Raw genomic sequence first — 13,680 nt, forward strand, 5'->3', positions numbered from 1 at the left:
CGATAGCCAGGAACGGCTGCCGATGGCATCCATTCCTCGTTTGCTGCGCGTTGCGAATTCACGATTGACGCCTCACGGTTCACGGTTCACGCTTCACGTCCTTAACTTGCAGCATGCGCATCCTGCCCCTTTCCTGGTACCAGAACCCCGATGTGGTGGCCCTTGCCCGCGACCTAGTGGGTATGGTGCTGGCCACGGAGTTCGGCGGGGAGCGGACGGCAGGCCGCATCGTGGAGACCGAAGCCTACATGGGCGCCCAGGACCGCGCCTCACATGCCTACAAGGGGCGCACGCCGCGCACCGAGGTGATGTTTGGCGCAGGCGGCCGGGCTTATGTGTACCTCTGCTACGGCATTCACCAGCTGTTCAATATCGTGACCAATACCGGCGGTATTCCCCACGCCATCCTGGTGCGCGCGCTGGAGCCGCTGGAAGGGATCGAAACAATGTTGCGGCGAACGGGCAAAAAAAGCCTCGACGCCTCGCTTACCCGGGGTCCCGGGAACGTGGGGAAGGCACTCGGCTTTCATACCACTCAATGCGGCCGGTTGCTGACCGGGCCGGAGCTCAGCATTGGCGACGACGGTTTCCGGTTTCCGCCCGGGCAGGTGCTCGCTTCGCCACGGATCGGGGTCGATTATGCCGGGGACGATGCCGCCCTGCCCTTCCGTTTTTATGTGTCCGGCCACCCCAATGTGAGCGGAAAGCCACGCTAAATGGACCCTTTCAACCGGTTTTTTCAAAAAGTTATCGAAAAAGAAGACCTATCCTTGTTCGGTTTCACGTCAATCCGTAGATTTGTAGCCCTTAATTTTATTTGTTCACGCATTTAAATGTCTATTTAAAATGCCAGTTAAAATCCGACTGCAGAGACACGGGTCCAAGAAGCGACCCTTCTACTTCATCGTTGTTGCCGACGCACGCGCCCCCCGCGACGGCAAGTTCATTCAGAAATTAGGTACCTACAACCCCCAGACTTCGCCGGCTACGGTTCAGCTGGATCGTCAGCGCTCCCTGGAGTGGCTGAACAAAGGTGCCCAACCTACCGACACCGTACGTAAGATCCTGTCGAACAAAGGTGTTCTGTACCTGAAGCACTTGCTCCGTGGTGTATCCCTGGGCCTGTTCGATGAGGCTACGGCTATGGAGAAATTCCAGCAGTGGCACACCGAGCACGAAGCTCAGTTCCGCAAGAAGCAGGAAGAGGCCATGAGAGCACGCCGCGCTATGCGTAACCCGCCCTATCAGCGTCGTGAGCGCCCCGCCGCACCGGCAGCGCCCGCAGCTGAAGACGCAGGTTCCGAAGCGTAAGCACCCAAAACCTCAAATCATTCAAGGTCCCGCATTGCCGGGACCTTTTTGTTGATTGGTACGAAAACGCGTGCGCCAATCCTACTTAAGTTTGCCTGCAGTGGAACGCTGCCACCGAAACGACTTTTTACCAATAGACCAGTAGACTACCAGACCAATCGACCTTTATGACGGAGTATTTCAAGATTGGCCGCCTCGTAGCGGCACACGGAGTGAAAGGCGAGCTCATCCTGCGCCACAGCCTGGGCAAAAAAACAGCCCTGAAAGGGCTGCAGGCCCTCTTTGTGGAAGAGGGTAAAGATCGCTTCCTGCCCTGGTTCGTGGCCGAGGCGCGTGCTAAAAGCGATGAGGAAGTGCTACTCCTGCTCCAGGATGTGGATACCCGCGAAAAGGCCCTGCGCCTCACCCAGAAAGACGTGTGGCTGGCAGAGCCCGATTTCAAGAAACACTCGGGCAAATCGGCCCCCATCTCGCTGCTCAACTATATGATCGTGGAAGACGGCAAAGAGCTGGGCATCATCCTCGAGGTGATCGAGCAGCCACACCAGGTGCTGTGCCGCATTGAAGTGGAGGGCAAGGAAGCCCTCATTCCCCTCAACGAAAACACCATCCGCAGCGTCGACCGCAAAAAAAAGCAGGTCCATGTGGAACTGCCGGAAGGATTGCTGGAGATCTATCTAGGCTAAAGCCTGTTTGTAGTTTGTGGTTGGTGGTTTGTAGTTGGCTGGCGCACAAAGCTGGCGCCGCATCGCGGAACTACAAACCCCAAACTCCAAACTGATCTACGCCAGGGCTGCCTGCGACGCGCGCGGCGCCATTTCGAAGAGCACCGGGAAGCGGTCGGTGGCGATACCGAGCGTTTTCAGCATCGTACGCGCCTGGATGAGGTGCCGCTGCTCGTGGGCGATGAGAAAGCGCAGCGTGTCGCCAAGCCGCAGCTTGATCATCCGGGTGATCGTGATGGGCACGCGCACCGCGCCGACATCCACGTGCTGGCACAGGTCGATGAGCCGGGACAGCTCTTCCTGCTGCGCCTCGAACTCGTTGAGCACCGTATCTACATGGAGGCTGTTGGGAAAGCTGTAGGCTTTCATCGCCTTCATCTTGTTCTTTACCTCGTATATGTTGGTGGGCTTCATCGCTTTCGTGAAATAATCACCCCAGAAGCCCGAGTGGAACCAGGCGTTCTTGTGCGTCACTTTATCGGTCATCGCTTTGCGCATGGCCGGCAGGTAATAGCGGCCATAGGCGTTGAGGTGCTCCAGGATCTGCACCACGCTCCACTTGTCGGGCGACGGCGTATAAGTGAGCTTATTCTTGTCTGCTTCCTTGAAAAATGCGGCCGCAGAGCGGATGCGTTCTACATCGGTGCGCAGTTGCTGCAGCAGGTCTTCTGTTTTGAATTTTGCCATAACGGGAGGGTTTTTTACAAAGCTACCCGGGCTATTAGTACAAAATCTTTGCCTACACCAAGGTTTGGGAAGGAAAAACCACAGCCGGAGCCCGGAGGCGATTGAATTTTGACTAAGGTCTAATCGATATACAATAATGCGCTTTCGTCCATTATTCAATAGACATTATCCAATTAGGGTTAGTCAATGGCTGCCTACAGCCGCACCGTTCCCAGCAACTTGCTGAACGTAGCCGCATCGAGGCCCAGGTAGCTCGCCAGGTATTTGTGCGGAATGAGCTGCAGCAGGTGCGGGCTGCGCGTGAGCAGGCTGCGGAACTTCTCCTCGGCACCGGCGGTCTGCTGCTCCGCCATCCGCTCCAGTACACCCCGCAGCACAAACGACGTCGTGCGCAGCACCAGCGATTGCACCGCCGGGTATTGATGCATCAGCGCCGACAGGCCGCTGTAAGGAGCGCGCAGGAAGTGGGAAGCCGTCAGCGTTTCGAAATGAAAGCGGGACGGCATCTGCGTGAGAAACGAATCGGCCACGCCCGAAAAGGAATGCGGGTAGGTAAACACGATGGTGGCCTCCTTGCCCGCCGGCGACAGGTAGTAACTGCGCTGTACGCCTTCCAGCACGAAATAGAGATAACGCTCCGTTTCGCCCGGCGCCGTCAACAGCATTTTACGCTTGCACGCAAAGGGCTGCCACAGGTCCGCGAAGGCTTCCCACTCGGTGTCGGGCAGTGGGAAAAGCGCATGAACAAAGGCTTGAAGCGAGGAAAGGGGCGTCATTCGTCGGGGTCAAGATACGGTCATTTTTCAATTCCCTAAAACCTTCCAAAAGCCGTCAAAACCTACCCAAAACCCTGGCTGAAGCTGTACCTTTGGCTGTGACCGCTTCCCCCCGTCATATTGCGCATTTCGACCTCGACGCTTTCTTCGTGTCGGTTGAATTGCTGAAGCGTCCCGAGCTCCGGGGCAAGCCCCTGATCGTGGGCGGCGATGGCCAGCGGGGAATCGTGGCGGCCTGCTCCTACGAGGCGCGCAGGTTTGGCATCCAGAGCGCCATGCCTTCGGTGACCGCGAAAAAGCTTTGTCCCGAGGCGATCTTCATCTCCGGCTCGCACGGCGAATACAGCAAGTATTCGCGCCTGGTGACGCAGATTATTGCCGACTCCGTGCCCCATTACGAGAAAGCTTCTATCGACGAATTCTACGTAGACCTCACCGGCATGGACAAGTTCTTCGGGGTGTCGCAATACACCCGTGAACTCCGCGAAAAGATCATGCGTGAATCGGGGCTGCCCATTTCGTACGGGCTCTCGGCCAACAAGCTGGTGAGCAAGATGGCCACCAACGAGGCCAAGCCCAACGGCTTCCTGGAAATCGCCCATGGGCGGGAGACCTCGTTCCTGTGGCCCCTTACCGTAGACAAGATCCCCGGCGTGGGTGGCGCTACGCAGCAGCAGCTGTACGGCCTCGGCATCCGCACCATCAAAGACCTGGCGCACACGCCGGCGGAGCACCTCGAAGCCTGGCTGGGCAAGTGGGGAAAAAAGCTTTGGGAAAAAGCCCACGGCATTTCCGATTCGCCGGTGGAAGCCTACAGCGAGCAGAAGTCGCTGTCGCACGAGACCACCTTTTCAGAGGACAGCAACGACCTGGATTTCCTGCATCGCCAGCTTGTGCAGCTCACCGAAGAAACCGCTTATGACTTGCGGAAGGAGGAAAAGCTGACGGGCTGTGTTACCGTAAAAATACGGTACTCCGATTTCACCACGGTGTCGCGGCAGGAAGTGGTGGACTACACCGCCTTCGACCCCGTGTTGCTGACGCGGGTGAAAAACAATTTCGAGAAGCTGTGGAAACGGGGAGAGAAAGTGCGCCTGCTGGGCGTGCGCTTCTCGCACCTCATCCCGGTAACGCTTCAGATGAACCTATTCGACGACGCGCTGGAGCAGCTCGAGCTGTTCAAGGCCGTCGACGCGATCAAAAATAAATTCGGCAGCGCGCTGGTACAGAAGGCGGCGACCGTGAAAAAGAAAGAACCCTGATGAACGAGCGCTTCCTGTTCCTGAAAAATGCGGCCAAGAAAGTAGTGGCCCTGCTCCCCTTTGCCCTCACGCAAAACCAGCGCTACGACCGCGACACGGCGCTCGTGTTGCGGAAAGTATGCCGCCCCGACAGCAACTGCGTGGATGTAGGCGCCCACCGGGGCGAGATACTCGAACTGATGCGCCGCGCCGCGCCGCGCGGCCACCACTTTGGCTTCGAGCCCCTACCGCAGCTCTTTGCGCGCCTGCGCCAGCGCTACGGCACTGTGCCCAGCGTGCACATCTTTCCCTACGCGCTGGCCGAGGAAGCCGGCAGCGCATCCTTTAACTGGGTGAAGACCAACCCGGCCTACAGCGGCCTGCGCAAACGGCACTACGACCGGCCCAACGAGGAAGACGAGACCATTACGGTGGAAACGCGTCGTCTCGACGATGTGCTGCTGTCGTACGGCCTGCCCGTGCACTTACTCAAGATCGACGTGGAAGGCGGCGAGCTGGGTGTGCTCCGCGGCGCCACGGAAGTGCTTCGCCGCCACCGCCCGGTGGTGGTGTTCGAGTTCGGGCTCGGTGGCTCCGACGTGTACGGCAGCAACCCCGAGCTGCTCTGGGAATTCTTCAGCGCACTCGGCTACCACATCTCGCTCATGGAGCGCTTCCTGGCCGAAGAGCCGCCCTTCACTGCCGAAGAATTGTCCGACCAGTTTCACCAGCGCAAGAACTATTATTTCATCGCCTACCCGTGAGCGGATCGCTGATGGAGGATGCCGGATGTCAGATGGCGGGAGAGGAAACGGATCGGGATTTTCAAATCAGACATCCGGCATCCTACATCCGACATCTCCTCCTACCTTTGACGCATTCATCAACAATTCATTTTGCCATGGAACATACCCACACGGCCTGGACCGAATACCAGAAGCAGCACCAGCAGCGCTTTCTCGACGAGATGCTCGAACTGCTGCGCATCCCCTCGATTTCCGCAAAGAGCGAGCACAAGGACGATATGCGTAAGTGCGCCGAACTCGTGCGGCAGCGCCTGCTCGACTCGGGCTGCGACCGCGCCGAGGTACTGGAAACGGCCGGCCACCCGGTAGTGTTCGGCGAAAAGATCGTTGATCCCGCCAAGCCTACCGTGTTGGTGTACGGCCACTACGATGTGCAGCCCGCCGACCCGCTGGAGCTCTGGCACAGCGGCCCTTTCGAGCCGGTGATCAAAGACGGTAAGGTCTTCGCACGCGGCTCCGCTGACGACAAGGGCCAGTTTTATATGCACGTGAAAGCGCTTGAGACGATGGTCAAGACCGGCTCGCTCGAGTCGAATGTCAAATTCCTCATCGAAGGCGAAGAAGAAGTGGGCTCGCCCAACCTCGGCACCTTCGTAGCCCAACATAAAGACCTCCTGAAGGCCGACGTCATCCTCATCTCCGACTCGTCGATGATCTCGCTCGACACGCCGTCGCTCGACATCGGCGTGCGCGGCCTCTCCTACATACAGGTGGAAGTGACCGGTCCCAACCGTGACCTCCACAGCGGCACCTACGGCGGCGCCGTAGCCAACCCGATCACGATGCTGTGCAAGATGATCGCCTCGCTGCACGACGAGAACAACCACATCACCATTCCCGGCTTTTACGACGACGTGGTGGAAGCTTCGAAAGAAGAACGCGAGCTGATGGCCCGCGCGCCCTTCAGTGAGAAGGAATACAAGGAAGATCTCGGCGTGAAAGAGGTGTGGGGTGAGAAAGGCTATACCGTCAACGAGCGCACCGGCATCCGCCCTACCCTCGAGGTGAATGGCATCTGGGGCGGCTATACGGGCGAAGGCGCCAAGACCGTGCTTCCCTCGAAAGCCTACGCGAAGATCTCCGCCCGCCTGGTGCCCAACCAGCAGTCGCGCAAGCTGACCGACATGCTGCTGGAGCACTTCCGCAGCATCGCCCCCGAAGGCGTAACCGTGCACGCCGAAGAGCACCATGGCGGTGAGCCCTATATGACGCCTATCGACAGCAAAGGCTACCAGGCGGCGGCCAAGGCGATCCAGACGACGTTCGGCAAAGAGCCGATCCCGGTACGCGGCGGTGGCTCCATCCCCATCTGCTCCATCCTGGAACGCGAGCTGGGCACCAAGATCATCTTCATGGGCTTTGGTCTCGACAACGACAACCTGCACTCGCCCAACGAAAAATACAACCTGGAGAACTACTACAAGGGCATCGAAACGATCCCGTATTTCCACAAGTTCTTTGCCCAGGGCTAAGCGGCAGGAACACGATCTTTACCGGCCGGGAGCGTTGCGCTCCCGGCTTTTTTCTTTCACCGCAGCAGTTGCAGGTGCGCAGGAACGGCTGAGGTAAGACCCGCTCCGGTGTAAGGCCGGCAATTTGCTACATGCGTCTAAAACCATTTTATGGAGAAAAGGGAATATCCTTTTTATATAAAAGTGACCGCGATCCTTTTGGGACTTGTCCTGACGACCTACATCCTGAAAGGCCTTGGTGATATCCTGACCCCGCTGGCCTTTGCCGTGATCATTGCCATCCTGCTCAACCCGCTGGTAAATAAGCTGGCGAAGTTCCGCCTCGGAAAGATCCCCGCCATCATTCTGGCGATGCTGCTGGCGATCCTTGTTTTCGCCGGGATCTTTTATTTTCTCTCCTCGCAGATCATGGGCTTCGGGGAAAACCTGCCGGCCCTGAAGGCCAAATTCGGCGGCCTCACGTCGAAGCTGCAGGTCTGGATGCAGCAGAAGTTCGGTCTTTCCCTGCAAAAGCAGGCAAACCTCATCAACGAAGCCGCCAACAACAGCAAAGCGCTGATCGGCGGCACCCTCACCACGGTGATCGGCACGCTGGGAGTGCTGCTGCTGCTGCCGGTGTATGTGTTCCTCTTTCTTTTTTACAAGACCCTCATCCTGAATTTCCTGTTCAAGGTGTTTGCCGAAGACGATGCCAGCAAAGTGGGCGAGATTCTGGGCGAAACGAAGCTGGCCATCCAGAGTTATATGGTGGGCCTGCTGCTGGAAGCCGCGATCGTGGCCGCCATGAACTCGACCGCCCTCCTCCTGATCGGGGTGAAATATGCGCTGCTGCTGGGCGTGCTGGGGGCCTTGCTCAATATGCTGCCTTATATCGGCGGCCTCATCGCCATCGGCCTCCCGGTGCTGATGGTTACCGTCACCAGCGAAGGCTTCAGCAAGCAATTGTGGATCGTGCTGGCGTACCTGTTCATCCAGTTCATCGACAACAACGTGCTGGTGCCGCGCATCGTGTCGTCGAAAGTGAACATCAACGCCCTCATTTCGGTTGTGGTGGTCTTGCTGGGCGGAGCCCTGTGGGGCATCGCCGGCATGTTCCTGTCCATTCCTTTTGTAGGAATACTGAAGATCATCTTCGACCGGGTAGAGGGCCTGAAGCCCTGGGGCGAACTCCTCGGCGTAGAGGTGCCCACGAGCTACAACCGGTTTTCTTTCCGGAAAAAGAACGACACGTCCGTGGCCGAAAAAGTGGTGAAGAAGTCCGTAGATTAACGCCGGTGGCGCCGCTCAGCAGCTGTACCGCTCGGCCGCCTGCATATTCAAGCTATATTAAGAATAAATGGGCTATGTTGCGGGTCTATTCCAAAAGGGTGCAAACGTGAAAACAGAAACGAAAGAAAAGATCCGCATCGACAAGTACCTCTGGTCCATCCGCATCTTCAAAACGCGCTCGGAGGCGGCCGCGGCCTGCGAATCGGGTAAAGTTCGACTGGGCGGCAGCCCCGTGAAGGCCGCCCGCGCCGTGGGCGTCGGCGATGAATACGAGATCCGCACCGAGGCCCGTAAATGGGTGATCAAGGTGACGGCCCTGCTGTCGGCCCGCGTGGCCTACCCCGAGGCGATCAAACACTACCTCGACATGACGCCCGAAGAAGCACCGGACCTGAACAAGTTCCAGGCCGCGACCTTCCACACCGGCAAGCGCCGCAGCAAGATCGGGCGCCCCACCAAAAAGCAGCGCCGCGATATCGAGGACTTCACCGGAGATGACGCCGCGGAGCCCGACACGGAAGCCTGATTGCCGGCCCATAAGACCCATCCCAACCTGCCCAAACGCCAAGAACCCATCCAGATGCACATCGACTTATTGACCGTACTTCCCGAGCTGCTCGAGAGCCCCCTGAATCATTCCATCATGAAGCGCGCCCAGGACAAGGGCCACCTCACCGTAACCGTGCACCAGCTCCGTAAATGGGCCGTGAACGCCTACGGGCAAGTGGACGACTACCAGTACGGTGGCGGCGCCGGTATGGTGATGATGTGTGAGCCGCTGGTGGCCGCCATCGAGGAGCTGCAGCGCGAGCGCCGCTTCGACGCGATCATCTACATGACGCCCGACGGCGAGCGCTTTGAGCAAAAGACCGCCAACCGGTTGTCGCTCCTCCAAAACATACTGATCATCTGCGGGCACTACAAGGGTATCGACCAGCGGGTGCGCGACCACTTTGTAACGCACGAGATCTCTATCGGCGACTATGTGCTGAGCGGCGGCGAGCTGGCCGCGGCCGTGCTCGTAGACGCCATCGGCCGCCTGCTGCCAGGCGTGCTCAACGACGAGACCTCCGCCCTGACCGACTCCTTCCAGGACGGCCTGCTGGCGCCGCCTGTATACACACGGCCCGCGGAGTTTCGCGGCTGGAAGGTGCCCGACATCCTGCTCAGCGGCGACCCCCGGAAGGTGGAAGAGTGGCGCCACGACGAAGCCGTGAAGCGCACCGAAGAACGCCGCCCCGACCTATTGGATTGATGTCTGATGTCGGATATCTGATATTGAAAAGATCGCCTTGCGATCTTTTCAATATCCGTCGCCCGCCAAATCAGCGATCCGGGATCAGACTTCCGCCATTAGAAAGCCCCGCTTTTGCGGGGCATTCAATAAGCAGGCAGTTCTACACGTTTCCGTGTGTTGTTTGGGAAACTTGATTTCAGCAGGTTGGAGGGATAAGGTATCGGGAAATCAGAATTTCGGGCAATTCAGCTTCGGCAGGTGATCCGCCGGCTTGGCGATGTAGATGAGCGACAGCTCGATACCACCGCGCATGTTGGAAGCCGCTTTCAGCGAAGAGACGTTGATGTCGTAGCTCGCACCCACGCGGAAAGAGCCGAATTCAAGGCCGAGGTAGGGAATGATCGCGTCTTTGAAGCGGTACCAGCTGCCTACGTAGAAGCTGGTGGGTGCGTCGGACTGCTGGTTGAGGTTCCACTCGTAGGCGCCGCCCAGCATCGTGTTGGTGGCGTTGGCCTGGCGGCTGTAGTTGGCGCTGAAGTGAATGGCGTTGAACTCACCCACCGGCAGGCGGGCGCCACCGTGCACGGTTACGCGGGGCTGGAGGAAGTATTCGCCCTTGTTGAACGTTTCTTTCTGGCGGTTGATGTGGTACATCGACACGCCGAGGTAAATGTTGTTGTCGCCGTTGGTAGTGCCGCTATAGAGGGCGCCGGCGTTTACATCGAGGTAAGAAACCGAGAGCTTGCCTTTGTCGGAAAAGTCTTCGGAAGTAACGCCCGTGAAGCCATCGGAGCGGAGCATGTCTTCGAAGTTGAGGCCCACTACGTTGAGGCGTTTGTTGACATACGAGCCCTGGAAGCCGAGGCCGATCTGGTTGGAACCTTCCTCGTCGAGGGCCTTGTGGTAGGAAGTAGAGAAGGAGACGACGTTGTTCTGCAGGGCGCCGTTGCCGCTCTTGTCGGAGAACATCATCACGCCGAAGCCGAACACATCGTTCTCGGGGATCCGGTTCTTCAGGATGCCCATATCGGCAGAAGCGGTATAGGTGGTAAATGCGTTGTTGATCGTCGGCCACTGGTTGCGGTAGTTGCCGGCCACGCGTACGGTGCCGTCGAACTTACCCGTCAGCGCCGGGTTCAGCGTAAGCGGGGAGACGAAGAACTGGGAAAAATTCGGATCCTGTGCCTGCACAGAAAAAAAGCCCAGACACAGTATGATGGTTGCGTAAAGACGGTTCATGCTCACATAAGTTAGGAGAGTGGAAAATTAAGATTTATTTTAATACACACCCAAATAAATCGTCAGCTCTGGATTTTCGGTCCGAAGGCGAGATCGCCCGCGTCGCCGAGGCCGGGCACGATATAACCCTTGGCGGTGAGCTCCTCGTCGATGGCGCCGCACCAGATGGTGGCGTCGGGAATGTGGCGCTGCACGTGCTCGATGCCTACGGAGCAGGCAATGGCAGCCACGATGTGGATGTTCTTGGGCTCACCCTCCTCGCGGAGGTACTGCACCGTCTTTACCAGCGAGGCGCCGGTGGCCAGCATCGGGTCCGACAGGATCAGGATCCGGTTTTCAATGTCGGGGGAAGAGTAATATTCCAGGGCGATCTCGAAAGAGCCGTCCGGGTTGTGCTTGCGGTACGCCGACACAAAGGCGCAGTCGGCCTTGTCGAAGTAGTTCAGCAGGCCCTGGTGCAGGGGCAGGCCGGCGCGCAGGATGGTGGTCAGCACCGGCTGCTCGCCCAGTACCTGGGCGGGGGCGGTGCCCAGCGAGGTCGTCACTTCGATGTCACGCGTGGGCAGGATCTTCGAGATTTCGTAGGCAGCGATCTCTCCGATGCGCTCGAGGTTGCGCCGGAACCGCATCCGGTCCTTCTGGATCTCGGTGTCGCGCAGCTCGGCGACCCAGTTGCTCACCAGCGAGTGCTCCTCGCTCAGATTAATTACCATTCCTGTTGACATAGCGGCCAAAACTAAGATAAATGTGCTAATCTGCTAATGTGCTGGTCCGCTAATGCGGGTTCTGTACCAACATTAAAAGAAGGAGCGTCTCGACAACGTCGGAGCATTGGCCTGTCAGCCCATTAGCAGACAAGCAGATTAGCACATTACATTTGTGCAATGATTTACCGCGCCCTGGGCCTTATGAGCGGCTCTTCACTGGATGGACTGGACCTGGTGTTTGCCGAATTTCACGTCAATGCCGGGCATTGGAGCTGGGACATCCGCGCAGCGGCCACCGTGCCCTACGCCGAAGACTGGGCCGACCGCCTGCGCGGCGCCGCGGAACTCAGCGCCCGCGACTACCTGGTGCTCCACGCTGCTTACGGTCGCTACCTGGGTGAAGCCGTCAACCACTTTATCGAGGAGAAGGGCCTGCAGTTCCAGGTGGGCCTGGTGGCCTCGCACGGGCATACCACGGTGCACAGCCCACAGGGCGGCGTTTCTGCCCAGCTCGGCGACGGCGCCACGCTTGCGGCCGTCACCGGCCTCGCCGTGGTGAGCGACCTCCGCTCGCTCGACGTCGCCCACGGCGGCCAGGGCGCCCCCATCGTGCCCCTCGGCGAAAGCCTCCTCTTTACCGACTACCGCCTCTTTCTCAACCTGGGCGGAATCGCCAACCTGTCGGTGCACGACGGCCCGCCCGTGGCCTTCGACATCTGCCCCGCCAACCGCGTGCTCAACGCGCTGGCGCAAAAGGCCGGCAAGGAATTCGACGAAGGCGGCCGCCTCGCCGCCATGGGCACCGTCAATGCGCCCCTGCTGTCGCAGCTCAACGCCCTCGACTACTACCAGCAGCCTTCGCCCAAATCGCTGGCCAACGAATTCGGCACCGGCGTGGTGCTGCCGCTCATCGAGGCGGCCGGCCTCTCCCACGAAGATGCACTGGCCACCTATACCGAGCACGTGGCCGTGCAGATCCACGAATCCCTCGAAGACCACCTGCCCGCCCACCTGCAGAACCGCAAGCTGCTCGTTACCGGTGGCGGCGGCTTCAATACGTTCCTGGTCAGCCGGCTCCGCGAGTGGGTGGAAGACAACCAGGTAGAGCTGGTGGTGGCCGACGACAACCTCGTACATTATAAGGAGGCGCTGGTAATGGCCGCCCTCGGCGTGCTCCGCTGGCGCGAAGAGAATACAACGCTGGCCTCCGTTACCGGCGCACGCCGCGACAGCATCGGCGGCGCGCTGTGGCTGGGGCAGGAAGCCTGATTCGTTGATCGCACCTAAAATAAGAAGCCCCCGGGAACGGGGGCTTCTGTCATAAGCGCCGTCGCTTGTTACAGCGGGCGGTTATTGGTATCGTTGCGGCGATCGTAGTCCGTAGAACTACGGCCGCTCTCGTTCGTCTTGTCTACATCGATATCCGTGCGGCGTACCGTGTCGCGGATCGTCTCGTCGCGCTCGGTCACTTCCTTGCGCACGCGCACTTCTTCCACCACGCGGGCTTCCTTGTTCACCACCGGTACTTCCGAGCGTTCCGTGAGCTCGATGTTGCGCTCGCGGAAGGCTTCGCCTTCGTTACCCGCAAGGGGGCGGTCCACTGGTGTGCGCTCCACGCGGACGTGTTCTTCGCGCAGGCGGATGTGTTCTTCCACCGGCTTCTCCACGATGCGGCTGCGCACCTGCACGCCACCGCGCTCCACTTCGCGCTTGCCCACTTCGAGGTGTTCTTCCACACGCGGGATCGTGGTGCCGCGCTCAGCGCTCACCGCCTGGCGATCGCCGGCGCCTTCACTGCGGGTGTTGCTGAAGCCGTACTGTTTGGCGCGCTCGTCCACATCGATGGCGCCGCAGCGGTCGAGGATCTGCGCGGCCGATTCAGCTTCCTCGCGCGAGGCCGCATGCACGGTCACGATGGTGTTGCTACGCTCGGCTACGCGGCTGTAGCGCGACGCTTCTTCCTTATTGCTGTTTCCGAAAAGCGAATTGAAAAAGTCGGTGATCGCATTGGTATTGCGGCCGTCGCGGTCGGTGGTCGCCTCGGTACGCTCCGAGCTGACCGTAGTGCCGGTGCCGCTGCCGCGGGATAGATCGATCCGGTCACGCGCGATGCCACGGGCCATTAACTCACGGATCGCTGTCTGCGCTTCGCTGGATTGGTCGAAAAAGCCGACCACTGTTTGTGCCATAAGTCACTATTTAAGGGTGAA

General features: G+C 59.2%; 15 protein-coding genes. 10 read left to right on the forward strand and 5 right to left on the reverse strand.

Annotated elements, in window-relative coordinates:
* Window positions 1-113 precede the first annotated feature (113 nt).
* The 3 genes from E0486_RS01180 (at window position 114) to rimM (ending at window position 1,997) form a co-directional block, all read left to right on the forward strand.
* Window positions 114-716, forward strand: a complete 603-nt coding sequence (locus E0486_RS01180) for a DNA-3-methyladenine glycosylase (RefSeq protein WP_131850303.1) — start codon at window positions 114-116, stop codon at window positions 714-716.
* A 130-nt stretch (window positions 717-846) separates the two neighbouring features.
* On the forward strand, window positions 847-1,311 hold the full coding sequence (gene rpsP / locus E0486_RS19320; protein ID WP_131850304.1) for a 30S ribosomal protein S16: 465 nt from the start codon (window positions 847-849) through the stop codon (window positions 1,309-1,311).
* Window positions 1,312-1,478: 167 nt separating this feature from the next.
* Complete coding sequence (gene rimM, locus E0486_RS01190) at window positions 1,479-1,997, forward strand: ribosome maturation factor RimM (protein ID WP_131850305.1); 519 nt, start codon at window positions 1,479-1,481, stop codon at window positions 1,995-1,997.
* 96 nt (window positions 1,998-2,093) lie between these two features.
* Here the strand turns inward: rimM and E0486_RS01195 are convergent, their stop codons facing one another.
* Both E0486_RS01195 and E0486_RS01200 read right to left on the reverse strand, forming a co-directional pair.
* Window positions 2,094-2,723 (reverse strand): DinB family protein, encoded by a 630-nt coding sequence (locus tag E0486_RS01195; RefSeq protein ID WP_131850306.1) that lies wholly within the window; start codon window positions 2,721-2,723, stop codon window positions 2,094-2,096.
* A gap of 194 nt (window positions 2,724-2,917) precedes the next feature.
* Complete coding sequence (locus E0486_RS01200; RefSeq protein ID WP_131850307.1) at window positions 2,918-3,499, reverse strand: Crp/Fnr family transcriptional regulator; 582 nt, start codon at window positions 3,497-3,499, stop codon at window positions 2,918-2,920.
* 98 nt (window positions 3,500-3,597) lie between these two features.
* On the opposite strand from E0486_RS01200, the gene dinB reads away from it, so the two are divergent.
* From dinB to trmD, 6 genes are all read left to right on the forward strand, one after another.
* Window positions 3,598-4,761, forward strand: coding sequence for a DNA polymerase IV (dinB, locus tag E0486_RS01205; protein ID WP_131850308.1), 1,164 nt, complete (start codon window positions 3,598-3,600; stop codon window positions 4,759-4,761).
* Window positions 4,761-5,504 carry an FkbM family methyltransferase gene (locus E0486_RS01210; protein ID WP_131850309.1) on the forward strand — a complete coding sequence of 248 codons (744 nt, stop codon included), beginning with the start codon at window positions 4,761-4,763 and terminating at the stop codon, window positions 5,502-5,504. The genes dinB and E0486_RS01210 overlap by 1 nt, the downstream gene beginning before the upstream one ends.
* Before the next feature lie 137 nt (window positions 5,505-5,641).
* A complete protein-coding gene (locus tag E0486_RS01215; protein ID WP_131850310.1) occupies window positions 5,642-7,018 on the forward strand; it encodes a dipeptidase in 1,377 nt (458 codons plus the stop codon).
* A gap of 150 nt (window positions 7,019-7,168) precedes the next feature.
* Window positions 7,169-8,287, forward strand: coding sequence for an AI-2E family transporter (locus E0486_RS01220; protein WP_131850311.1), 1,119 nt, complete (start codon window positions 7,169-7,171; stop codon window positions 8,285-8,287).
* 106 nt (window positions 8,288-8,393) lie between these two features.
* Complete coding sequence (locus E0486_RS01225) at window positions 8,394-8,813, forward strand: RNA-binding S4 domain-containing protein (RefSeq protein ID WP_243697346.1); 420 nt, start codon at window positions 8,394-8,396, stop codon at window positions 8,811-8,813.
* A gap of 54 nt (window positions 8,814-8,867) precedes the next feature.
* Entirely contained in the window at window positions 8,868-9,542 is a 675-nt protein-coding gene (gene trmD / locus E0486_RS01230; RefSeq protein WP_131850313.1) for a tRNA (guanosine(37)-N1)-methyltransferase TrmD, read from the forward strand.
* A 210-nt stretch (window positions 9,543-9,752) separates the two neighbouring features.
* On the opposite strand, the gene E0486_RS01235 is transcribed toward trmD, so the two are convergent.
* Window positions 9,753-10,763 (reverse strand): PorP/SprF family type IX secretion system membrane protein, encoded by a 1,011-nt coding sequence (locus E0486_RS01235; protein ID WP_131850314.1) that lies wholly within the window; start codon window positions 10,761-10,763, stop codon window positions 9,753-9,755.
* A gap of 62 nt (window positions 10,764-10,825) precedes the next feature.
* A complete protein-coding gene (gene upp, locus E0486_RS01240) occupies window positions 10,826-11,476 on the reverse strand; it encodes a uracil phosphoribosyltransferase (protein ID WP_131850315.1) in 651 nt (216 codons plus the stop codon).
* 171 nt (window positions 11,477-11,647) lie between these two features.
* Here upp and E0486_RS01245 point away from each other — a divergent pair, with 171 nt between their 5' ends.
* Entirely contained in the window at window positions 11,648-12,739 is a 1,092-nt protein-coding gene (locus E0486_RS01245) for an anhydro-N-acetylmuramic acid kinase (RefSeq protein WP_131850316.1), read from the forward strand.
* A gap of 68 nt (window positions 12,740-12,807) precedes the next feature.
* Here E0486_RS01245 and E0486_RS01250 read toward each other — a convergent pair whose 3' ends face one another.
* Complete coding sequence (locus E0486_RS01250; RefSeq protein WP_131850317.1) at window positions 12,808-13,659, reverse strand: YsnF/AvaK domain-containing protein; 852 nt, start codon at window positions 13,657-13,659, stop codon at window positions 12,808-12,810.
* Window positions 13,660-13,680 lie beyond the last annotated feature (21 nt).

This window comes from Flaviaesturariibacter aridisoli, from assembly GCF_004343705.1.
GTDB classification, from domain to species: domain Bacteria; phylum Bacteroidota; class Bacteroidia; order Chitinophagales; family Chitinophagaceae; genus Flavisolibacter; species Flavisolibacter aridisoli.

Bases quoted from the DNA above. Each gene is read 5' to 3' on its own strand.
- E0486_RS01180 (WP_131850303.1), top strand. From the start codon at position 114: ATGCGCATCCTGCCCCTTTCCTGGTACCAGAACCCCGATGTGGTGGCC.
- rpsP (WP_131850304.1), top strand. From the start codon at position 847: ATGCCAGTTAAAATCCGACTGCAGAGACACGGGTCCAAGAAGCGACCC.
- rimM (WP_131850305.1), top strand. From the start codon at position 1,479: ATGACGGAGTATTTCAAGATTGGCCGCCTCGTAGCGGCACACGGAGTG.
- E0486_RS01195 (WP_131850306.1), bottom strand. From the start codon at position 2,723: ATGGCAAAATTCAAAACAGAAGACCTGCTGCAGCAACTGCGCACCGAT.
- E0486_RS01200 (WP_131850307.1), bottom strand. From the start codon at position 3,499: ATGACGCCCCTTTCCTCGCTTCAAGCCTTTGTTCATGCGCTTTTCCCA.
- E0486_RS01210 (WP_131850309.1), top strand. From the start codon at position 4,761: ATGAACGAGCGCTTCCTGTTCCTGAAAAATGCGGCCAAGAAAGTAGTG.
- E0486_RS01215 (WP_131850310.1), top strand. From the start codon at position 5,642: ATGGAACATACCCACACGGCCTGGACCGAATACCAGAAGCAGCACCAG.
- E0486_RS01220 (WP_131850311.1), top strand. From the start codon at position 7,169: ATGGAGAAAAGGGAATATCCTTTTTATATAAAAGTGACCGCGATCCTT.
- trmD (WP_131850313.1), top strand. From the start codon at position 8,868: ATGCACATCGACTTATTGACCGTACTTCCCGAGCTGCTCGAGAGCCCC.
- E0486_RS01235 (WP_131850314.1), bottom strand. From the start codon at position 10,763: ATGAACCGTCTTTACGCAACCATCATACTGTGTCTGGGCTTTTTTTCT.
- upp (WP_131850315.1), bottom strand. From the start codon at position 11,476: ATGGTAATTAATCTGAGCGAGGAGCACTCGCTGGTGAGCAACTGGGTC.
- E0486_RS01245 (WP_131850316.1), top strand. From the start codon at position 11,648: ATGATTTACCGCGCCCTGGGCCTTATGAGCGGCTCTTCACTGGATGGA.
- E0486_RS01250 (WP_131850317.1), bottom strand. From the start codon at position 13,659: ATGGCACAAACAGTGGTCGGCTTTTTCGACCAATCCAGCGAAGCGCAG.